Origin of the sequence: Aeromonas sp. s3, assembly GCF_040907805.1 — a bacterium.
Lineage (GTDB): Bacteria > Pseudomonadota > Gammaproteobacteria > Enterobacterales > Aeromonadaceae > Aeromonas > Aeromonas dhakensis.
Genome location: NZ_JBFOCQ010000029.1, coordinates 1 through 21,387, shown reverse-complemented (window position 1 = coordinate 21,387; position 21,387 = coordinate 1). Strand labels below are relative to the sequence as shown.

20 protein-coding genes and 1 tRNA gene are annotated in these 21,387 nt (G+C 62.2%); 11 read left to right on the top strand and 10 right to left on the bottom strand.

Annotated features, from left to right (window positions below):
• Positions 1-308: 308 nt before the first annotated feature.
• The 3 genes from AB5Y98_RS17190 to lolB all read right to left on the bottom strand — a co-directional run bounded on the left by AB5Y98_RS17190 (position 309) and on the right by lolB (position 1,843).
• Positions 309-383, bottom strand: a tRNA-Gln gene (locus tag AB5Y98_RS17190).
• The gene (ispE, locus tag AB5Y98_RS17185; RefSeq protein WP_268001030.1) at positions 363-1,232 is read right to left on the bottom strand and encodes a 4-(cytidine 5'-diphospho)-2-C-methyl-D-erythritol kinase; all 870 of its coding nucleotides are present in this window, start codon (positions 1,230-1,232) and stop codon (positions 363-365) included. The genes AB5Y98_RS17190 and ispE overlap by 21 nt, the downstream gene beginning before the upstream one ends.
• 26 nt (positions 1,233-1,258) lie before the next feature.
• Complete coding sequence (lolB, locus tag AB5Y98_RS17180; RefSeq protein WP_010633224.1) at positions 1,259-1,843, bottom strand: lipoprotein insertase outer membrane protein LolB; 585 nt, start codon at positions 1,841-1,843, stop codon at positions 1,259-1,261.
• 121 nt (positions 1,844-1,964) lie between these two features.
• Between lolB and hemA the strand changes: the two genes are divergently transcribed.
• The 7 genes from hemA (at position 1,965) to AB5Y98_RS17145 (ending at position 9,067) form a co-directional block, all read left to right on the top strand.
• Positions 1,965-3,224 carry a glutamyl-tRNA reductase gene (hemA, locus tag AB5Y98_RS17175; RefSeq protein ID WP_017765025.1) on the top strand — a complete coding sequence of 420 codons (1,260 nt, stop codon included), beginning with the start codon at positions 1,965-1,967 and terminating at the stop codon, positions 3,222-3,224.
• 51 nt (positions 3,225-3,275) lie between these two features.
• Positions 3,276-4,364 (top strand): peptide chain release factor 1, encoded by a 1,089-nt coding sequence (prfA, locus tag AB5Y98_RS17170; protein WP_368232327.1) that lies wholly within the window; start codon positions 3,276-3,278, stop codon positions 4,362-4,364.
• A complete protein-coding gene (prmC, locus tag AB5Y98_RS17165; RefSeq protein WP_368232326.1) occupies positions 4,364-5,212 on the top strand; it encodes a peptide chain release factor N(5)-glutamine methyltransferase in 849 nt (282 codons plus the stop codon). Before prfA ends, prmC begins: the two co-directional genes overlap by 1 nt.
• Positions 5,213-5,255: 43 nt before the next feature.
• Entirely contained in the window at positions 5,256-5,639 is a 384-nt protein-coding gene (locus AB5Y98_RS17160) for a SirB2 family protein (RefSeq protein ID WP_010633227.1), read from the top strand.
• A gap of 11 nt (positions 5,640-5,650) precedes the next feature.
• On the top strand, positions 5,651-6,451 hold the full coding sequence (locus AB5Y98_RS17155) for a SirB1 family protein (protein WP_005298477.1): 801 nt from the start codon (positions 5,651-5,653) through the stop codon (positions 6,449-6,451).
• 172 nt (positions 6,452-6,623) lie between these two features.
• Entirely contained in the window at positions 6,624-7,478 is an 855-nt protein-coding gene (gene kdsA, locus AB5Y98_RS17150; RefSeq protein WP_219325299.1) for a 3-deoxy-8-phosphooctulonate synthase, read from the top strand.
• A 308-nt stretch (positions 7,479-7,786) separates the two neighbouring features.
• A complete protein-coding gene (locus AB5Y98_RS17145; RefSeq protein ID WP_368232325.1) occupies positions 7,787-9,067 on the top strand; it encodes a dicarboxylate/amino acid:cation symporter in 1,281 nt (426 codons plus the stop codon).
• 130 nt (positions 9,068-9,197) lie between these two features.
• Here the strand turns inward: AB5Y98_RS17145 and grcA are convergent, their stop codons facing one another.
• Positions 9,198-9,578, bottom strand: coding sequence for an autonomous glycyl radical cofactor GrcA (gene grcA, locus AB5Y98_RS17140; RefSeq protein WP_010633231.1), 381 nt, complete (start codon positions 9,576-9,578; stop codon positions 9,198-9,200).
• 866 nt (positions 9,579-10,444) lie between these two features.
• Between grcA and ung the strand changes: the two genes are divergently transcribed.
• Together ung and AB5Y98_RS17130 are read left to right on the top strand one after the other, a co-directional pair.
• Entirely contained in the window at positions 10,445-11,113 is a 669-nt protein-coding gene (ung, locus tag AB5Y98_RS17135; protein ID WP_017765029.1) for a uracil-DNA glycosylase, read from the top strand.
• A gap of 159 nt (positions 11,114-11,272) precedes the next feature.
• The gene (locus tag AB5Y98_RS17130) at positions 11,273-11,821 is read left to right on the top strand and encodes a hemerythrin domain-containing protein (RefSeq protein ID WP_368232324.1); all 549 of its coding nucleotides are present in this window, start codon (positions 11,273-11,275) and stop codon (positions 11,819-11,821) included.
• Positions 11,822-11,872: 51 nt separating this feature from the next.
• On the opposite strand, the gene AB5Y98_RS17125 is transcribed toward AB5Y98_RS17130, so the two are convergent.
• Together AB5Y98_RS17125 and tal are read right to left on the bottom strand one after the other, a co-directional pair.
• Positions 11,873-12,055, bottom strand: a complete 183-nt coding sequence (locus tag AB5Y98_RS17125; protein WP_005298488.1) for a DUF3545 family protein — start codon at positions 12,053-12,055, stop codon at positions 11,873-11,875.
• Between the two features lie 160 nt (positions 12,056-12,215).
• The gene (tal, locus tag AB5Y98_RS17120) at positions 12,216-13,166 is read right to left on the bottom strand and encodes a transaldolase (RefSeq protein WP_010633233.1); all 951 of its coding nucleotides are present in this window, start codon (positions 13,164-13,166) and stop codon (positions 12,216-12,218) included.
• Between the two features lie 742 nt (positions 13,167-13,908).
• On the opposite strand from tal, the gene AB5Y98_RS17115 reads away from it, so the two are divergent.
• Complete coding sequence (locus AB5Y98_RS17115) at positions 13,909-15,351, top strand: sodium:alanine symporter family protein (protein WP_005298492.1); 1,443 nt, start codon at positions 13,909-13,911, stop codon at positions 15,349-15,351.
• 241 nt (positions 15,352-15,592) lie between these two features.
• Here the strand turns inward: AB5Y98_RS17115 and AB5Y98_RS17110 are convergent, their stop codons facing one another.
• The 3 genes from AB5Y98_RS17110 to AB5Y98_RS17100 are packed head-to-tail and all read right to left on the bottom strand — an operon-like array spanning position 15,593 to position 19,459.
• Positions 15,593-17,566: a DUF3488 and DUF4129 domain-containing transglutaminase family protein gene (locus AB5Y98_RS17110; protein ID WP_368232323.1), complete on the bottom strand. Its 1,974-nt coding sequence runs from the start codon at positions 17,564-17,566 to the stop codon at positions 15,593-15,595.
• Positions 17,553-18,539 carry a DUF58 domain-containing protein gene (locus AB5Y98_RS17105; protein ID WP_368232322.1) on the bottom strand — a complete coding sequence of 329 codons (987 nt, stop codon included), beginning with the start codon at positions 18,537-18,539 and terminating at the stop codon, positions 17,553-17,555. The genes AB5Y98_RS17110 and AB5Y98_RS17105 overlap by 14 nt, the downstream gene beginning before the upstream one ends.
• Positions 18,539-19,459, bottom strand: a complete 921-nt coding sequence (locus AB5Y98_RS17100; RefSeq protein WP_368232321.1) for an AAA family ATPase — start codon at positions 19,457-19,459, stop codon at positions 18,539-18,541. Before AB5Y98_RS17100 ends, AB5Y98_RS17105 begins: the two co-directional genes overlap by 1 nt.
• Before the next feature lie 192 nt (positions 19,460-19,651).
• Between AB5Y98_RS17100 and blaAQU the strand changes: the two genes are divergently transcribed.
• Positions 19,652-20,800, top strand: a complete 1,149-nt coding sequence (gene blaAQU / locus AB5Y98_RS17095) for an AQU family class C beta-lactamase (RefSeq protein ID WP_139753183.1) — start codon at positions 19,652-19,654, stop codon at positions 20,798-20,800.
• Positions 20,801-20,907: 107 nt separating this feature from the next.
• On the opposite strand, the gene AB5Y98_RS17090 is transcribed toward blaAQU, so the two are convergent.
• Positions 20,908-21,387 (bottom strand): IS3 family transposase (locus AB5Y98_RS17090; RefSeq protein ID WP_368231650.1); only part of this gene is annotated, 480 nt, incomplete at its 5' end.

Below are 21,387 nucleotides of genomic sequence, written 5' to 3'. Positions count from 1 at the left end.
GTTTGAAACCTCGGGGTTGCATCCAGTATGTGGGGAGTCTGATTAGACCCTTATCGTTTGGGGGCAAACGATTTATCAAGTTGACGGGTCAGACCACTATAGGCTGCTTTCAGGTCAGGTGCCCACGTTACATGCGGCAAGCCGGTTGAGCGTCGTGCTGGTCGACGCCCCGTCATCCATGATGACCAGTGACCTTCCCGAAGACGACAGGGTAACGATGGGTGCTGCAACTGGCGAGGGGGAGTGTGCACTCCCGGCAAGACTGCTGCGGCAGGTGAATCGATATACCCTGTTCGATGTTCAGGAGATGGCTGGGGTACTAGGATTCGAACCTAGGAATGGCGAGATCAAAACCCGCTGCCTTACCGCTTGGCGATACCCCAATCACTGACTTGTTGCAATGTAGCGAAGAGTGGTGATATGTTCTCGCCCTTGGCGACAAATCCATCCCATCCTTTCGGCACTTTTGCCAACACTTCCCGAGCAGCCACTTCGTCTTCAAACTGAGCAAAGACGCAGGCTCCTGTGCCCGTCATTCTTGACGGCGCGTATTCTAGCAACCAGCCGAGCGCATTGGCAACCTCGGGGTGGCGCTTTTTCACCAGCAATTCGCAATCGTTTTTCCACTCCCCTTCCAGCAGATTGTGCAATGCCATTTTCGGGGTATCTCTGGGCAGGTCCGGATCCTGGAACACGGCGGCGGTCGCCACATGGCAATCGGGCTTGAGCACCAGATACCAGGCGCTCGGCAACTCGACCGGCTGCAGCCGCTCACCGACCCCCTCGGCAAAGGCGGCCTTGCCGCGCACGAATACCGGCACGTCGGCGCCCAGCTGCACGCCGAGCTCGGCCAGCTCGTCTTCGCTCAGGCCGGCTTGCCAGAGGTGGTTGAGGGCCACTAGCGTGGTGGCGGCGTCCGACGAGCCGCCGCCGATGCCACCGCCCATGGGCAGCACCTTATCCAGCCTGATATGGGTCCCCTGCGGGCTTGGCAGCCTGGCCTGCAGCAGACGGGCGGCGCGGATGATCAGGTTTTGTTCATCGGGCACGCCGGGAATGGCCGGGCTCAGGGTGAGCCTGTCGCTGGCCGGGATCACCTCGAACTCGAGCCAGTCGCCGTGGTTGAGGAAGATGAACAGGGTCTGCAGCTCGTGGTAGCCGTCCGGGCGACGGCCGTTGACGTGTAAAAAGAGATTGAGTTTGGCCGGAGCCGGCCAGCGCATGGCGCTCATGGGGGAGTCCTTGTCGATGGCCGCCATCAGCGGGTGATGGTCCACTGGTTGATCTGCAGCTTGAGGCGGCTGCCCTGGCCGGTCATGGTGAGCAGGTGCGGCAGGCGATAGCCGTCCTGATCCCGGTAGTCGCCATAGACGATCTGCCACTGGCCGTCACGCACACTGGCCAGACTGCGGTCGGGATTGAGCTCGAACTCGGCCTCGCCCGGCAAGCCCTTGATCCACGCCGGCAGCCCGGCCACCGGAATGTTCCAGCCGGTGAGCTGATAGACGAGTGCCTCGGCATCCTGGCTCTGGTGCGGGTTGCCCTCGTTGTCGATCAGGGTGATCTCGCCCTTGCTGCGGGATAGCTCCAGGATGTGGGTGCCGATCAGGCTGGTGAGGTTGAGGCGATAGTCGTCGCCATCCTGCTGCCAGTTGACCCGGGCGCTGCCCTTCTGCTGGGCGGTGATGATGGCCATCTTGCCAGACAGCTGCCAATGGGTCAGTTGCTCGAGCCGGGTACGCTCCTGCTGCCAGTTGACCTGATCGCGCTGGGGTTGGGTGGTGGCACAACCGGCCAGCAACAGCAGGCAGCCAAGGGTGAAAAGACGCAACAACAAGGTCATGCTCCGGAAAAGGTGATTTGGCACAGTATACGGGGGGGTCGTATTGCTTTTAAAGACTTACCCTTTCTCGTACAATTGGCAGCCTTTACTCCCTGCGCACAGATACGATCCACGCCCACTCATGAGTTTGCTTGCCCTCGGAATCAACCACAACACCGCCAGTGTCGCCTTGCGGGAGCGGGTCGCCTTCGGCCCGGACTGCATCGATCGCGCCTTGCGTGAGCTGGTCGCCCAACCCGGTGTAAGCGAGGCGGTGATCGTCTCGACCTGCAACCGCACCGAGCTTTACTGCAGCCTGGAGCAGGGGCAGGGCGAGCAGGTGTTGCAGTGGCTGCAGCGGTTTCACGACCTGGATGCGGCCGAGGTGGTCTCCGCCATCTATCGGCATCAGGACGAGGAGGCGGTTCGCCACCTGATGCGGGTGGCCTGCGGACTCGACTCCCTGGTGCTGGGAGAGCCGCAGATCCTGGGGCAGATCAAGCAATCCTACGCCCATGCCCAGCAATCCGAGGCGGTGAAGGGGGCGCTGGAGCGTTTGTTCCAGAAATCCTTCTCGGTGGCCAAGCGGGTGCGTACCGATACCGAGATCGGCGCCAGCGCCGTGTCGGTGGCCTTTGCCGCGGTGAGCCTGGGACGGCGGATCTTCTCCGATCTCTCCCAGACCAAGGTGCTGCTGGTCGGTGCCGGCGAGACCATCGAACTGGTGGCCCGCCACCTGCGCGAACAGAACGTCACCCAGATGATGGTGGCCAACCGCACCCTGCAGCGGGCCCAGCTGCTGGCCGAGGAGTTCGGCGCCCAGGTGATGACGCTCGAAGAGATCCCGGACTACCTGCACGAGGCGGACATCGTCATCAGCTCCACCGCGAGCCCCTTGCCCATCATCGGCAAAGGCATGGTGGAGCGCGCGCTCAAGGCCCGCCGCTTCAAGCCCATGTTCCTGGTGGACATCGCCGTGCCCCGCGACATCGAGGCCGAGGTGGACGAGCTCTCGGACGCCTATCTCTACACGGTGGACGACCTGCAGGGCATCATCGAGCAGAACCTCGAGACCCGCAAACGGGCCGCCGCCGAGGCCGAACTCATCGTGCAGGAAGAGCGCGATGATTTCATGGGCTGGTATCGCAGCCTCCACTCGGTGGATCTCATCCGCGATTACCGTCACCAGTCCCAACAGGTGGCCGATGAGGAGCTGCAGCGCGCCCTGCTGGCCCTGCAACAGGGCGAGCCTGCCGAGCAGGCGCTCAAGGCGCTGGCCCACCGCCTCACCAACAAGTTGATCCACGCACCGACCCAGGCCCTGCGCCAGGCTGCCGCCCAGGGGGATCACCACCAGCTGGCCCAGCTGCGCCAGGTGCTGGGGTTGTCACAAGAGTCATAGTTTGGGGGCGATCACCCGGTCGTCCCGTCCTCCATCGAGAACACAAGATTTATGAACCCGTCACTGATCAGAAAGCTGGAAGGCCTCATCGAGCGCCACGAAGAAGTACAGGCCATGCTCGGCGAGCCGGACGTGGCCGCGGATCAGGATCGCTACCGCGCCCTGACCCGGGAATATGCCCAGCTGGAAGATATCGTTCACGCTTTCCAGCAATTCCGCCAGGCCGAAGAGAACCTGGAGGCCACCCGCCAGATGCTGGAAGAGGAGGATGCCGACCTGCGCGAGATGGCGCAGGAGGAGCTGCCGCTGGCCAAGGCGACCTACGAGGAGCAGGAGCAGGCGCTGCAGGTGATGCTGCTGCCGCGCGACCCCAAGGATGACAACAACTGCTATCTGGAAATCCGCGCCGGCGCAGGTGGTGACGAGGCGGCGATCTTTGCGGGCGATCTGTTTCGCATGTATTCGCGCTATGCCGAGCGCCAGGGCTGGCGCGTCTCCATCGTCAGCTGCAACGACGGCGAGCACGGCGGCTACAAGGAGGTGATCGCCAAGGTAGAGGGCGAGCACGTCTACGGCCGCCTCAAGTTTGAATCCGGTGGTCACCGGGTACAGCGGGTGCCGGAAACCGAATCCCAGGGCCGGGTGCACACCTCCGCCTGTACCGTCGCCGTGCTGCCGGAAGTGCCGGAAGCCGAGCAGATCGAGATCAACCCCTCGGATCTGAAGATCGACACCTTCCGCGCCTCCGGGGCCGGTGGCCAGCACGTCAACAAGACCGACTCCGCCATCCGCATCACCCACCTGCCCACCGGCCTGGTGGTGGAGTGCCAGGATGAGCGCTCCCAGCACAAGAACCGCGCCAAGGCGATGTCGGTACTCTCCGCCCGTCTGCAGGCGGCCGAGGATGAGCGCCACCGCGCCGCCGAGCAGAGCACCCGCCGCAACCTGGTAGGGTCGGGGGATCGCTCCGAGCGCATCCGCACCTACAACTACCCGCAGGGGCGCCTCTCCGAGCACCGCATCAACCTCACCCTCTATCGCCTCGGCGAGATCATGGAAGGGGACCTGGACTGCGTCATCAACCCGATGATCCAGGAGTACCAGGCCGATCAGCTCGCCTCCCTGGCCGAGAGCAACTGATGCAGATCCAGCAGGCTCGCGCCCACATCATGGCGACCCTGGCAGGGGGGGAATCCCCCCGCGCCGATGCCGATGCGCTGCTCTGCCATCTGCTGGAGTGCCGACGCAGCTACCTGATGACCTGGCCGGAGCGCGAGCTAAATGCCGCCCAGCTGGCGACTCTGCAGGGCTGGCTCGTACGCCGTCTCAATGGCGAACCCATCGCCCACTTGATCGGCGAGCGGGAGTTCTGGTCGCTGCCGCTCAAGGTGAGCCCCGCCACCCTGATCCCGCGCCCCGATACCGAGGTGCTGGTTGAGCAGGCGCTGGCGCGGCTGCCCGCAGGCCCCTGCGCCGTGCTGGATCTGGGCACCGGCACCGGCGCCATTGCACTGGCGCTCAAGTCGGAGCGACCCGATGCCGATGTATGGGCGGTGGACAGAATGCCGGCGGCGGCAGCCCTGGCCCGTGCCAACAGCGCCGCGCTGGGTCTGCCCATCGAGGTGCGCGACGGCAGCTGGTTCGAACCGCTGGTCGAGCCCTCGCCAAGCCAGGCGCCGCGCTTTGCGATGATCGTCTCCAACCCGCCCTACATCGACGGGGCAGATCCGCACCTCGACGAGGGGGACGTGCGCTTCGAGCCCCGCTCCGCCCTGGTGGCGGACGAGCAGGGGCTGGCGGATATTCGCCTCATCGTGACCGGGGCGCCGGCTCATCTGCTGCCGGGCGGCTGGCTGTTGCTGGAGCATGGCTGGCAGCAGGGGGAGGCGGTGCGTCAACTCCTGCTGCAACAGGGCTACGTGCAGGTGGAAACCGTGCGTGATTACGGCGATAACGAGCGGGTGACCCTGGGGCGGCTGGCTCAGTGATGATGACGGGCGGGCCGGGCCTGCCTCTGTTCAAGGACACGTTATGTATTTTGCTATCAAACATCTGCACCTGCTGCTGATTGGCCTGGCCGTGCTGATGTTCATGTTGCGCTTCTATTGGCTGCAGACCGGCTCGAGCCGCGCCGCCAGCGCCCGTACCCTTCGGTTGAGCGGCTGGCTCAACGGCCTGGTGGTGCTCTCCGGCGTGCTGCTGTGCATGGTGCTGGATCTCAATCCGCTCAACAACGCCACCCCCTGGCTCAGCGAGAAGCTGACCGCCATCCTGGTGGTGGCTTTTCTGGCCATGATGGCACTGCGCCTGGCCCGCAGTAACGGCATCCGCTGGTTTGCGTTTCTGGGAGCCCTCGGCTGGCTCTTCTTCATCGCCAAGCTGGCCGTCTACAAGCAGGCCAGCCTGTTCGGTTAAGGATGATGACGATGATACGCGTAGACGAATGGACCGATTTCGAAGCCCATGACATCGCCGAGCTGGCGCTGTCGGTGAGCGACGAGATCCATGGCATCAGCGGCCGCGGGACGGCGGAGCTGGCCCGGCTCGACGCCTGGCTGGACGAGGCCATCGAGGAAGGCGATTGCGACCAGGTGCGCCGCCAGCTGCTGCAGGGCTTCTACCAGACCTTAGGGTTTCACGGCGACTGGCAGGACTACTTCTCGGTGGCTAACTGCGATCTGGCTCAGGTTCTGGCCCGCAAGCAGGGCATTCCGGTCAGCCTTGGCATCCTCATCATTCAGCTGGGGCGCAAGCTCGGGCTGGACGTGGAGGGGATCTGCTTCCCCGGTCACTTCCTGGTGAGCTTCGCCGGCAGCGAGGGAGAGGTCTATGTGGACCCCTTCACCGGCGACGAGCTGAGCCTGCACCACATCGAGCTGCTGCTGCGCGGGGCCCTCGGCAACCTGGCCACCCTCACCTCGGATCACCTGCAGCCTGCCGGCCAGTGGGAGATCATCGAGCGGCTGCTCAACGTCAGCAAGGGTGCCCTGCTGCGGGAAGACCGGATGACAGAGGCGCTGCGCTGCAGCGAACTGCTGCTGCGGATGAAGCCAGGTGACCCGCTGGAGACGCGGGATCGCGGCTTCATCTACGAGCAGCTCGACTGCCCGCGCTTTGCCGCCGACGATTTTGAGTACTTTATTGAACAGTGCCCGGACGATCCGGTGGCGGACGTGCTGAAAGCCCAGCTGGCCGCCCTGGATCTGAGCCCCAAGCCCCTCCACTGAGGAGCTAACGGCCCCGCTGCATGCGAGGCCCTGGCCGAATTGAGAGTCCCATGCCGCTGCATGCAAGGCCTGGGAGATGCAACAGACGAGTATCGAGGCCATGCTGCCCTAGGGCAGCGCGGCCGGATGTGGATTCAAGCCCTGCAAGCCCTTTTACCTAAGGAAGCCTGAGATGGAACAGAAGAATATCAAGGTCAATGGCATCGACGTCGCCAACGACAAACCGTTCGTGTTGTTCGGTGGCATGAACGTGCTGGAATCGCGCGACATGGCGATGGCCGTGTGCGAGAAGTACGTGGAAGTGACCTCCAAGCTGGGTATCCCGTTCGTGTTCAAGGCGAGCTGGGACAAGGCCAACCGCTCCTCCATCCACTCCTACCGCGGTCCGGGTCTGGAAGAGGGGATGAAGATCTTCCAGGAGCTGAAAGCGACCTTCGGCATGCCGGTCATCTCCGATCTGCACGAGCCCCATCAGGCCAAACCGGTGGCCGAGGTGGTCGACGTCATCCAGCTGCCCGCCTTCCTGGCGCGCCAGACCGACCTGGTGGAGGCCATGGCCCGCACCGGCAACGTCATCAACATCAAGAAGCCGCAGTTCCTCAGCCCAAGCCAGATGAAGAACATCACCGACAAGTTCGAGGAGTGCGGTAACGACCGTCTGATCCTGTGCGAGCGCGGCGTCAACTTCGGTTATGACAACCTGGTGGTGGACATGCTGGGGCTGGGCGTGATGAAGAAGAGCACCGGCGGCTACCCGGTCATCTTCGACGTGACCCACTCCCTGCAGTGCCGTGACCCCATGGGCGCCGCCTCCGGCGGTCGCCGCGAGCAGGTGGCCGAGCTGGCCCGTGCCGGCATGGCGGTGGGTCTGGCCGGTCTGTTCATCGAATCCCACCCGGACCCCAAGGTGGCCCGTTGCGACGGCCCGAGCGCGTTGCCGCTGGAGAAGCTGGAAGGCTTCCTCAAGCAGATGAAGGCCATCGACGATCTCATCAAGGGCTTCGAGCCGCTCGACACTTCCATCTGAACCTGGCCCACGCTGGCCCCATAAAAATGCCCCGCACTGCGGGGCATTTTTGTTTTCGCGCTGTTTTTATTTCTTGAGTCAGCATAAATCAATCACGGAATAAATACATCCAGGTTGCTATGGTGCTAATGTTGTTAAATCCGTTGTGTGATTGATGTCTATTAATTGCTTCTTTCAACATGTGAAAGTAGCCCCTGTTGTGATGAGGGAACGGCACGAACCGGGCGAGATAATTCATATTTCGTCACGGCTTGCTGCATGCGTATTTCTGCCATGACACATCTCATTAAACTGACAGGACGTTAAGAATGCAGAAAAAAATAGTCAGCAGCCTGTATTTTCAGGTGTTGTTAGCGATCACCCTCGGAGTCATCCTGGGGCATATATATCCCGACCTCGGAGCGGACATGAAACCGCTTGGGGATGGTTTCGTCAAATTAATCAAAATGATCATCGCCCCGGTTATATTCTGCACCGTGGTGACCGGCATTGCCGGCATGGAGAGCATGAAAGCGGTGGGTAAAACCGGCGCCATCGCGCTGCTCTATTTTGAAGTGGTCAGCACCATCGCCCTCATCATCGGGCTGTGCGTGGTCAACCTGCTGCAACCGGGGGCGGGCATGAACGTCGACCCCGCTACGCTCGACGCCAGCACCATCTCAGCCTACGCCGAGCAGGCCAAGGCTCAGGGCATCATCCCCTTCCTGCTGGACGTGATCCCGGGCAGCGTGATCGGCGCCTTCGCCAGCGGCAATATTCTGCAGGTACTGTTATTTGCGGTGCTGTTTGGCTTCTCCCTGCACCATATCGGCGAGAAGGGAAAGGTGATATTCAATGTCATCGACAGCTTCTCCCAGGTTATTTTCGGGATCATCAACATGATCATGCGGCTGGCGCCGGTGGGGGCATTTGGTGCCATGGCATTTACCATCGGTAAATATGGTATCGGCTCGCTGGTTCAGCTCGGACAATTAATCGCCTGCTTCTACATGACCTGCCTGCTGTTTATTTTCCTGGTACTGGGCAGTATTGCCAGAGCGAATGGTTTCAGCATCCTGCGTTTTATTTCCTATATCCGGGAAGAGCTGCTGATCGTACTTGGTACATCCTCTTCTGAATCTGTATTGCCGCGCATGCTGGTGAAGATGGAGGCGCTCGGTTGCAAGAAGTCGGTGGTGGGGCTGGTGATCCCGACCGGTTACTCCTTCAACCTGGACGGTACCTCCATCTATCTGACCATGGCAGCCATCTTCATCGCCCAGGCCACCAACACCCCGCTCGATCTGTTCCAGCAGATCACCCTGCTGGTGGTGCTGCTCATCTCCTCCAAGGGGGCGGCCGGGGTGACCGGCAGCGGCTTCATCGTGCTGGCAGCCACCATCTCGGCGGTGGGCCACCTGCCGCTGGCCGGGCTGGCGTTGATCCTCGGCATCGATCGCTTCATGTCGGAGGCCCGCGCCCTGACCAACCTCATCGGCAACGGGGTAGCAACCCTGGTGGTGGCCCGTTACTGCGATCAGCTCGACGAGCAGCAGATGCACGAGGCGCTGAGCAACCCGCCTCAAGCCGTCAAGGTGGATCAGCATTGAGCCACCGATACCTGCACCGTGCGCTGCCAGCCTGTCGAGCAAGGGCAGCCAACGGGGATGGGGGAATTCAAGCCATAAAAAAACGGCCCGTTTGGGCCGTTTTTCATGATGCCGGTTGGTGCAGAGCGACTTACAGGCTCTGGGTGAAGGTGCGGGTCACCACGTCACGCTGCTGTTCCGGGGTCAGTGCGTTGAAGCGCACGGCGTAGCCGGAGACGCGGATGGTCAGCTGCGGGTACTTCTCCGGGTTGGCGATGGCGTCTTCCAGGGTCTCGCGACGCAGGACGTTGACGTTCAGGTGCTGGCCACCTTCGACGGCCGGCTCGGCTTGTACCGGCAGTTCACGGTACTCGAACTGGCCCAGGTCGGAGACGCTGACTTCCTGATCGGCGGCAAAGGCATCACCCTTGGCGCAGATGCAGCGAGCCTGTTGCTTCTCTTCGTCCAGCAGCCAGAACGAGTTCAGCAGAGCGGCGTTGGCAGACTGGGTGATTTGGATGCCCTTGATCATGGTATGACTCCTCATAGGAAAGCGGATTCAACTGTAAAGACATTACCCTGATGTATTTAAACCACCGGGATGATTTAAAGGGCCCTTGCCTTACACCTTTACTTTGTTGGGTCATATATACCACGATGGTAATATTACGAAAATTGATCTAAATCAAAAAATACGCGATCTGTGTGGATATGAAGGGATTAAATTATTGAGATTAATCAAAAATAGGTCATTTTTCTGATTATGAAAGATGTCCAAATTATGCATCTTTCATTAATTAAATCTAGTAATTTAACTACATCTTTTCGTGTTCCAGCTCGCTCGAAGCTGGATTCGCCATACAGTAGGCGAAGGGGATAAGCCAATGATGGGGATACGCCAAAAAGGTGAAGGAGAGGCTTAACCAAGGCAAGAGAGGGCGATGGGGGTCGGCAGGTAAGCGGGAGAGTGGCCCAGCCATCGCCAGACGAGGCCATGGGGAGTCGCGTGGGAGTTCAGTGCCGACCTCTTGCTCACCCGAAGATGGCCGACGGCGACCGAAAGGTGAGCGCGGTGGCCACGGCTTGGCCGGGAGGAGGAACCCGCAGGGGCATCCTGGTTGCGTCTTGGGGGCTGGCCCCCTATCCTGAGCCCCTTGCTGCATTAATGGGGGCAGGGGGCGCGTGCTGGCCGATTGGCCTGCGTAAAAAGCAAGGTGACCCCAGGCCTGCCGTATTCATCGAGGATGGTGGCGTGCTGCGCTGTGCCCGTGTGGGTGAGCAGGGCGCAGGCCATCCATCCGGCCCTGTATATCGAGGAGAGAGGCGCACCGACCTGCACGCACGAGCGGCCGGGTCGAAATAAGCGCCTCCCCCGACAGATTCAATGAGGAGATTGGGGTGCTGACCTGGACTGATGTGATTGGCTCCGAGAAGGAGCAGGACTATTTCAAGGCAACCCTGGCGACCGTCAGGAGCGAGCGGGAGGCGGGCAAGGTGATCTACCCGCCGGCCACCGATGTGTTCAATGCCTTCAAGCTGACCGAGCTGGATCAGGTCAAGGTGGTGATCCTGGGCCAGGACCCGTATCACGGTCCGAACCAGGCCCATGGCCTCTGCTTCTCCGTCCTGCCCGGCGTGCGCACGCCCCCCTCACTGGTGAACATCTACAAGGAGATGCAGCGGGATCTGCCGGGTTTTGTCACACCCAATCACGGTTTTCTGGAGTCCTGGGCCACCCAGGGGGTATTGCTGCTCAATACCGTGTTGACGGTGCAGGCGGGCCAGGCCCACTCCCATGCCCATCTGGGTTGGGAAACCTTCACCGACCGGGTCATCGAGCAGATCAACGCCAGCTGTCAGGGGGTGGTCTTCCTGCTGTGGGGCGCCCACGCCCAGAAGAAGGGGCGTTTCATCGACCGGAGCCGCCACCACGTGCTGAGCGCCCCCCACCCGAGCCCGCTCTCGGCCCATCGCGGCTTCATCGGCTGCGGCCACTTCTCCGAGACCAACCGCTTGCTGAGCCAGCAGGGGATGAGCCCCATCAACTGGCACTCGGTCTGCGAATAACGCGGGGGCAGACAGCCGTGATTTGCTCCGTCGGGAGGGCGGGGCAGCATGCGCCACTGGCCGTTTTGTCTGCAGCTGACTTGATTGAGTGCAAAGTTGGCGCGATAAATGGCCGTATACTCGGATCAGAATCGTCTCATTTCAGCGCAAGGAGTGCCCATGTTAGCGAGTCTGCACAAGGATCATCTCAACATCGCCCGGTTGCTGGGTCTGCTCAAGCAGAAGTTGGCCGCCATTCGCAGCGAAGAAAGGGTCAGCTATTTCCTGATCCGCGATGTGGTGGATTACCTGCGGGAGGTATCGGACAAGTATCACCATCCGAAGGAAGACATCATTTATGACTACTACCTCAAGTACCGGGTAGTGGAAGGGGATGTGGCCAACCGGCTGCAACTGGAGCATGCCAAGCTGGTGGAGGCCGGTGCCGAGCTCAGGGAGATGGTGGAGATGATCCTGATGGATGCGGTCATTCCGCTCGATCAGTTCACCGCCAAGCTGGAGCAGTTCGTGGCGCTGCAGGAGGCGCACATGAACTACGAAGAGGGGGTCATCTTCCCCCATCTACGCGACTCGCTGACCGAGGATGACTGGCGTCACCTCGAGCAGGTCTGGCAGAACCGCGCCATCGGGGATCCCCTGTTCGGGCCCGAGATCAGCCAGCACTTTCAGGATCTGGCCAAGCGCCTGTCGCTGCCGATCTCTTCCTGAGGATCGACACTTCCTTGAAAAACAAGGCCCCGGTTAACCGGGGCCTTGTTTTTACAACTCGATCTCGTCTGAGAGACCTTCGTAGGCGATGTCGATGGATTGCAGCTCCTTCTGCAGGCGATGCTTGTCTTTCAACGCCTCTATCTCACGCCATTTACGTTTTTTTCCCGTTGTCCCGCGGCTACGTGAACCGAGCTCAACTACATCTTCATAATCGAAGTTGAACATTTCCATGGCTCCCTCCTTGGTTATTCTCGTTTTCACCATCCGTATAACATACCGGCATTGAAAATAAAACGTTTTCGTGACGAACCCATGACAGCGGATCCTGCGCCCATAAAAAAACCGGGTGCCCTTGCGGGAACCCGGTTTTTGTCGGCAGATGGCGCAGCGATCAGAGGCGGCTGGCCAGCATGGTTTCCAGCTTGCCCTGGTCGATGGCAAACATGCGGATGCCTTCGCCCAGCTTCTCGTGAGCCATGGCGTCCTGGTTCAGTTCCCAGCGGAATTCGGCCTCGGTCATCGGGGTCGGTTTGGCCTTGCGCTCGCCGGTGTAGTCCAGCTTGCGAACCACGGCACCTTCAGCCTTGCTCAGCTCTTCCAGCAGGGCCGGGCCAATGGTCAGACGGTCGCAGCCGGCCAGTTCCAGGATCTCGCCGGTATTGCGGAAGCTGGCACCCATGACCACGGTCGGGTAGTCGTGCTGCTTGTAGTAGTTGTAGATGGAGGTGACGGAAACCACGCCCGGATCTTCGCTGGCGGTGTAGTCACGGCCGTTCTTGGCCTTGTACCAGTCGAGAATGCGGCCCACGAACGGGGAGATCAGGAAGGCGCCGGCTTCGGCACAGGCACGAGCCTGGGCGAAGGAGAACAGCAGGGTCAGGTTGCACTGGATACCCTCTTTCTCCAGTACCTCGGCGGCACGGATCCCCTCCCAGGTGGAGGCCAGCTTGATCAGGATGCGATCGTTGCTGATGCCGGCGTCGTTGTAGAGACGGATCAGTTTGCGGGCCTTGGCGATGCTGGCCTCGGTGTCGAAGGAGAGACGTGCGTCCACTTCGGTGGAGATGCGGCCCGGGACGATCTTCAGCACTTCCAGACCGATGTTGACCGCCAGCTTGTCGCCCGCGTCGATGATTTGCTGTGCCTTGTCCTGGCTCTGGGCCTTGGCCCAGGTGACGGCGTCTTCGATCAGCGCCGCGTACTCGGGGATCTCGGATGCCTTCAACACCAGAGAGGGGTTGGTGGTGGCATCGATGGGCTGGTAGCGCTTGATGGCTTCGATATCGCCGGTGTCGGCGACAACTGTGGTCAGGGCTTTCAGCTGGGTTAATTTATCGGCCATGGCAAATATCATCTCTTTATGAGGGCGCACTCTCTTGGTGAGGACGCAGGCTCGGGGGTGGCGGGCGTGAGACGACAGTTCTGAAATAAAATTACAAAATCCCGGCGACTCAGGCTCAGAAAAGCGCGATGGGCAGGCCCCATCGTCATTGCCTGCCTAATTAATACGGATGTGGCGCATCCTGCAATAGGGGGGGCTGTATGCTTATCAGCCACTCCCTGGCGCAGGCGGGAAGGAGTGGATAAAAGTGTTTGATAAAAAACGACTTTTATCTGTTTTTAGTCGCTGAAATTATCCTTCGTCAAAAACAACTTTTTTGGTTGATTATCTGTTTTGTGCCCTCGATCACATAAATTGTGTGGTCAGCCACTTGAAATTTTATTACGTGTAAAACGTTTGGCGAAACCGGGCCGTTTTGGCATCCCCGACGGGTAAACGCTTGCGTAATGGTTTGCCTCCTTTTTGCCGGTTATACCTCTATGTAGATAATTGCCAAAAGGTTTTCTTATGGGTCTAATTTGTTGGCCGATTGATTGGATTCTCAGTTTTGTTGAAATTTTGCGAGTTAAATGAAGCTTTATTGCGCTAAAACGCTCGTTTTTTGTTTCCGTAGTGATCCCGATCACTATTCTGAACTCCTTCGCTATGCTAGATTCCGCCCCTTTAGTGAACCGCAAATTCAGAAATCGACAGCAAGGGGTCAGCGCAGACTGACCATGGATGTGATAACAACGAGAGAAATATGGACACCTTGATCGCAATGATTAACGACCTGATGTGGGGAGCCGTGCTCATCTACCTGCTCATCGGCGTCGGCATCTTCTTTACCTTCCGTCTGGGTTTTATCCAGGTCCGCCACTTCGGCCACATGTTTTCCGTTTTGCGCAACAGCCGCAAATCAGACAAGGCCGGTATCTCCTCCTTCCAGGCCCTCTGTACCAGCCTTGCCGCCCGCGTCGGCACCGGCAACCTGGCCGGTGTGGCGGTGGCCATCTATCTGGGTGGCCCGGGCGCCATCTTCTGGATGTGGCTGATCGCCTTCATTGGCATGGCGACTGCCTTCGTCGAAAGCACCCTGGCCCAGCTCTACAAGGTCAAGGATGAGGATGGCAACTACCGTGGCGGCCCCGCCTACTACATGGAGAAGGGGCTCGGCATGCGCTGGATGGGGGTACTGTTCTCGCTCTGCCTGATCCTGGCGTTCGGTCTGGTGTTTAACGCGGTGCAAGCCAACTCCATCAGCCTGGCGATGAACGTGGCCTTCGGCATCCCCGACTGGGTCAGCGGTCTGGCTCTGGTGGTGCTCTCCGGCCTCATCATCTTCGGCGGCATCCGCGGCATCGCCCGCTTCGCCGAACTGGTGGTGCCCTTCATGGCACTGGCTTACATCCTGATGGCGCTGTTCGTGGTGCTGGTCAACATTCACGAGTTGCCGGGCGTGTTCAGCCTCATCATCAAGTCCGCTCTCGGTCTTGAGCAGGCAGGCTCGGGTGCGCTGGGTTACGCCATCTCTCAGGCGATGATCAACGGCATCAAGCGCGGCCTCTTCTCCAACGAAGCGGGCATGGGCTCCGCCCCCAACGCCGCCGCGACCGCGACGCCCTATCCGCCGCACCCGGCCTCCCAGGGTTACGTGCAGATGCTGGGGGTGTTCCTCGACACCATCGTCATCTGTACCTGTACTGCCGCCATCATCCTGATGTCCGGCCAGTTTGAGCCAGGCTCAGGCATCACAGGTGTTGAGCTGACCCAGCGGGCGCTCTCTTCCCAGATCGGTGGCGGTGGCAACATCTTCATCGCGGCGGCCATCTTCTTCTTCGCCTTCACCTCCATCGTGGCGAACTACTCCTACGCCGAGACCAACCTGGTGTTCCTCGAGCACAACCACAAGGGCGGCCTGATGCTGTTCCGCCTGTTCGTGCTGGGCATGGTGATGTTCGGTTCGGTGGGCGAGCTGCCGACCGTGTGGGCCATGGCGGATGTCTCCATGGGACTGATGGCCATCGTCAACCTGGTGGCGATTCTGCTGCTCTCCGGGGTGGCCATCAAGCTGGCCAAGGATTACAACGACCAGCTCAAACTGGGCAAGCTGCCCACCTTCGACGCCAACAAGTACCCCGAGATCCGCAGCCAGCTGGAAGAGGGTATCTGGGACAATCCGGCGCAAAACAGCAAGCAGGCATAAGCCTCGCAGTCGCCGTTGTCTGATAACAAGGGGAGCCATGGGCTCCCCTTTTGTTTGGGCGATGTTTCATCGCAGTCAGCTGTGGGCATCCCAGCGCCGGCAGATTTGGCGCAGCCGTCGCCGTACCTTGTGCAAGGTGTGTTGACGCTACACTGCCGTCAGCCGTGTGCATCCCAGCGCTGGCAGATTTGGCGCAGTCGTCGCCGTACCTTGTGCAAGGTGTGTTGACGCTACACTGCCGTCAGCTGTGGGCATCCCAGCGTCGGCAGATCTGACTTAGCCGACGCCGCAACTGGCGCAGGGTGCGTTGGCGCTGTATGGGCGACAGCGGGGCATAACGCCAGCGCCGGTAGAGCCAGGCCCCCTGTCGCAGCGGCCGCGCCAGCAAGGGTCTGAGATCGGCGAGGCGCTCGCACCAGCTGGCCAGGCTCTCCCCGGCCAAGGGCTGCCAGCCGTGGCGGGCGGCGCGCCGGCGCAGGGGCTGCCATAGCCGCAGCCTGGCCGGGGTCGGGCCGCGCCAGAGCAGCAGGCCGCCCACCAGGCTGGCTACCCCCATCAGTGTGGCCAGAATAAGCCAGTGGATATGGCCTGAGAGCGCCGGCCAGCGTTGCCCCAGCTGTTGCCACAGGCTGGCCGCATCATAGTTGAGTACCCAGCGGGTCCATTGGTAATCGAGGTTGGCCCCCCACCAGCGCAGCTGGTTGAGCAGGGCCCAGTTGCGATAGCGCTGCAAAGAGAGCGGGTCAGCGGCGGCGAACTCACCAGCCAGGGCCGCCGGCATGCCCCCCTCGATGCGCTGGGGCGCCACCGCGGCGGTGGGATCGAGCCGCTGCCAGCGGTTCTGCTCATCCAGATACTCCACCCAGGCGTGGGCATCGAACTGGTGCACCTCCAGATAGTTGCCCGTCGGATTCCACTCGCCGCCAAGGTAACCGGTCACCAGCCGGGCCGGGATGCCGGCCGCCCGCAGCATGAAGGCGGTGGCCATGGCGTAGTGGCCGCAAAAGCCGCGCCGGCTCTCGAACAGGAAGTCATCCACCCCGTCCTGCCCCAGTCGTGGCGGCTGCAGGGTGTAGTAGAAGTCGCCCTGACGAAACTCGCCCAGCAGGGCGGCGGCGAGTGCCTCCGGCGTCGGATGGCGGGCCTTGAGCACCAGGGCGTGGGCCCGTGCCTTGGGGTTGCCGGTGGCGGGCAACTGCAGGTTGAGCTGGCGGGTCGCCTGGCTGGCTGGTGGCGCCGTGGCGGCCGTGCTGGCCCGGTAGCTGACGCGGCCATCTCCCCGATCCTGGCGATAGAGGGTGGCGAGGGGGCTCAAGGTGACCGGGCCGCTCAGCACTTCGGGATCGGCCAGGGCCAGGGTCCAGCGGTGGCGCTGGGGCTCGGCGATCACCTGATAGCCGCCGGCAGGCAGCGGCGTGGTCGGGTTGGCCGCCGGCTGCGTCTGCACGGATTGGGACTGTTGCCAACGGCGCACCTCATCGCTTAACAACCAGCGGCGGCCATCGAACAGCTCCTGGCGCATCAGCGGGAAGTAGCGCTCCTGGGGCAGGGGGGGCGCTGAGGCGAAGCTGATGCGAAAGGCCAGCTCGGAGGAGTTGACCAGCTCGCTGATGTCGCCGGGGGCCACCTCTTCCGAGAGGCCGGAGAGGGCGCGGTTGCTGCTTGGCATCTGCCAGAGCGGCGGTAGCCTTGGCAACAGCAGGAACAGGGTGAGCAGCAGGGGCGCGGCCAGCAGCAGGGTGACGCCGGCGCGCAACCACAGCCGTTGGCCGAGGGGCTGCACCGCCGCCAGCAGGGCGGTGACTGCCAGCCAGAGCGCCCCCGCCATCGCCAGGGCCCACCCCATGCTTTGCCGTTGCACCAGCGCCAGCGCGACCAGAAAGAAGGCGAGCAGCAGCACCTGCTCCACATCCCGCTCCCGCCGTACCTCGATGAGCTTGAGGCCGTAGCCGAGCCAGAGCAGGTTGATGAGGGCCGGCAGGGTGCCGAGCTGGCGCCACTGCCAGCCCAGCAGCGCCACGCCCAGTATGGCCAGCAGTGCCAGCACGGCGGCGGGCGGCGGGCGCCAGCCTCGCCACAGCATCATGGCCCGCACGCCAAGGGCAAGCAGCGAGACGGCCATCACCCAGAGCTGCAGCTGGGGCCAGAGGGCCGGGATCAGCAGCAACTGCAGCAGGGCGAGCAGCGGCAGCAGGCGCCGGTTATCGAGCAGCATCGAGGTCTGTCTCCGGCATCGGCTCCCGGGCGTCGAGGCGGGCCAGTGCCAGTTGGCAGCGCTGCAAAAAGGCGGGGCCGCTGTCCGGCCCGAGCGTTCGGCCCGCCAGGGTCAGGCTGAAGGGAATGCCCCGCTTGGCATAGTCGCCACACCACCAGGCGAGCACGGCCAGCCTCGCTTCGAGATCCTGGCCGCCAACCCGGGAGAGGGAGAGGTGGGTATCATCCTGCCCCGGCTCGCAGAACTGCTTCACCAGCAGGCCGCGCCCCTGGGCGAGCTGTTTCCAGGCAACCCGGCTGAGCGGCTCCCCGCTCTGGTGGGCCCGCAGCATGTCGAAATCTCCCATCGAGGCCGGGGTGGGTTGTCCCCGGTTGCCCGCCGCGTCGGTCGCGGCCTCCCCGCGCAAGGGGCCGTACGCGGGGGCCGGGGCGAGCCAGCCCTCCAGTTGCAAATCCAGCAGCGACCAGCAGCGAAACAGGCCGAGGGGGTAACGGCTCTCCACTCGCAGCCTATCCAGCGGCAGTCGCCCGCGCCGGGTACCCAGCACCGGCAGGAGCAGAGGTTGGGGCACCGCATCCACCTGCGCCAGCCAGAGCCGCCCTTCATTGAGGGAAAACTGCAGTGCCTGCAGCGGCCGTTCGCTGTGCACCGTGATGCGCATGGGCAAGGGGCTGCCCACCTCTCCCAGCACGGCAGGCCCCCCCAGCAGGGCTAGTCCCAGCAGGTTGCGGTGGGTGAGCCACATGGTGACCATGAACAGGCTGCCGAGGCCGTAGGCCAGCAGCAACACCAGGTTGTTCTGGTAGTTGGTGCCGAGCAGATAGATGGCCAGCATCACCAGCAGATAGCAGAGGCCGAGCCGGGTGGGCAGAATGAACAGACAGCGCCCCTGCAGGGTGAGCTGGCGCGCCGGCGGGATGCGCCTGGCCAGCCAGCCTTGCTGCCACCTGGCTCTGCGCTGGCGCCAGTTCATCAGGGGCGATCCGGCTCGACCCGGGCCAGCAGGCGCTGGCTGAGCGGGCAGGCTTCACCGCGCTGCACCCCAAAGCTCCCCCTGAGCCTGTGCTCGGCCACGTAGGGGAAGACCGCCTGCACATCCTCCACGCTGACGAAGCGGCGGCCCGCCACCAGCGCCCAGGCCCGGCTCACCGCCAGCAGGGTCTGGGCGGCGCGGGGCGAGAGCGGCTGCGGCAGCTCGGCGTCGAAGCGGCTCTGCTGCACCAGTGCCAGCAGGTAGTCGAGGGTGGCATCGGCGAGGTGGATCTGCGCTGCCTCGGCCTGCAGGGCGGCGAGATCTGCGGCATCGAGCTGGCGTTCGAGGGGGGCGCTCTGGCTGGCCCCACGCAGCAGCCGCCGCTCCGCCTCCGGGGTCGGAAAGCCCAGAGAGAGGCGCACCGCGAAGCGATCGAGCTGGGATTCCGGCAGGGGGTAGGTGCCCGATTGATCCGCCGGGTTCTGGGTGGCGATGACGAAGAAGGGGGAGGGGAGCGGGTGGCTCTGCCCCTCGATGCTCACCTTGCTCTCGGCCATGGCCTCCAGCAGGGCGCTCTGCACCTTGGGGCTGGCGCGGTTGATCTCGTCCGCCAGCAACACCTGGGCAAAGACGGGGCCGGGGTGAAAGCGAAACTGCTGCTGCTGGGGGTCAAAGATCTGCAGCCCCAGCAGGTCGGCCGGCAGCAGGTCGGCGGTGAACTGCACCCGCCGGCAGTCGAGCCCCAGCACCTGCGCCAGGGCGTGGGCCAGGGTGGTCTTGCCCATGCCGGGCAGATCCTCGATCAGCAGGTGGCCGCGGGCCAGCAGGGTCACCAGGGCAATCTTGAGCTGCAGCGGCTTGCCCAGGATCACCTGCTCCAGCGCCGTCAGCAGCCGGGTTATCTGTGGTTGTGTCTGCACGGGTGCCTCTCCTCGGTGTCGTTGCCCCTACAGCTTAATACGCCAGTTCGGTGGCAAGAGGATAAGTTGCAGATAACCCATTGAATCCGGATGATTTGAGGCGCGACTTCACACAGACTTCACCTGTGCTCATGTTCGCCACATATTGGCCCGCTATGCTGGCGGCTTTCCAACCTCACGAGATCTATCGTCATGAAGCAAACCTCACCCTTGTCGTTGCTGGCGCTGAGCGCCCTGCTGCTGTCGCCCCTCACCCAGGCCGCTCCCGCCGATCCGCTGGTCGGGGTAGTGGATGAGGTCATTCGTCCACTGGTGAAAGAGCACAGGATCCCGGGCATGGCGGTAGCCGTGTTCAAAGAGGGGCAACCCCACTACTTCAACTACGGGGTTGCCGAGCTGGCGACGGGGAAGAAGGTCAGCGAGCAGACCCTGTTCGAGATTGGCTCGGTCAGCAAGACCCTGACCGCGACCCTGGGGGCCTACGCCGTGGTCAAGGGGAGCATTGGGCTGGATGACAAGGTGAGCCGGCACGCTCCCTGGCTCAAGGGCTCCGCCTTTGATGGCATCACCATGGCCGAGCTTGCCACTTACAGTGCCGGGGGTCTGCCGCTGCAATTCCCCGACGAGGTGGAGTCGCTCGAGCAGATGCAGGCTTACTATCGCCAGTGGACGCCGGCCTATCAACCAGGCAGCCATCGCCAGTACTCCAACCCCAGTATCGGCCTGTTCGGCTATCTGGCGGCGAGCAGTCTGCAGCAGCCGTTTGCCCAGTTGATGGAGCAGACCCTGCTGCCCGGGCTCGGCCTGCATCACACCTATATCAATGTGCCGAAGCAGGCGATGGCGAACTACGCCTATGGCTATTCGAAAGAGGACAAGCCCATCAGGGTCACGCCAGGGGTGCTGGCGGACGAGGCCTACGGCATCAAGACCAGCTCGGCGGATCTGCTCGCCTTCGTGAAGGCCAACATCAACGGGGTGGATGACAAGGGGTTGCAGCAGGCCATCGCCTTGACCCACCAGGGGCACTACTCGGTAGGCGGGATGACCCAGGGGCTGGGCTGGGAGAGTTACCCCTATCCGGTCAGCGAGCAGGCGCTGCAGGTTGGGAACTCCCGCGAGGTGAGTTTCAAGGGCAATCCTGTCAAAGGATTCAAGGCGCCGGTTACATTTGGTGAGGCGCGGCTCTACAACAAGACCGGCTCGACCAACGGCTTTGGCGCCTATGTGGCCTTCGTGCCGGCCAAGGGAGTGGGCATCGTCATGCTGGCCAACCGCAGTTATCCCATCCAGGAGAGGGTAAAGGCGGCCCACGCCATCCTGAGCAAGCTGGCTCCCTGAGCTGATGGTAGCGAAGGGCGACCTGTAGTGGTCTAATCATCCCGGACACCATTTTAGGTGGTAGAGTCGCCACCATTATCTGAGGTGTTCAATGACAAGTGTAGTGGTCAACTAAATCCGGACACTTGGTTAGGCCGATCTTCGGCTTTTGCTGGCGGTATCCCGTCATTGTGTTGATGTGGACGCCGCCAGTTGTAGTAATCCATCAGGTAATAACTGATATCCCGTTTCGCTTCCCGCAGGCTCATGTATCCCGTCACAGGGAGCCACTCTGACTTCAGGCTCCTGAACAACCGCTCCATCGGGGCGTTATCCCAGCAGTTACCACGACGACTCATGCTCTGGGTCATGCGATAGCGCCACAGCCGTTGCCGAAATGCCCGGCTGCCATATTGGCTGCCCTGGTCGGAGTGAAACAGCACGCCTGATGGGCAACCTCGTTGCTGATAGGCCATCTCGAGCGCTTTTACTGCCAGCTCTGCATCGGGCTTGTCAGACATCGCCCAGCCCACGACCCGGCGGGCATGGAGGTCAAGCACAGCTGCCAGGTAATGCCAACGGCCACCGGTCCAGACGTAGGTGATATC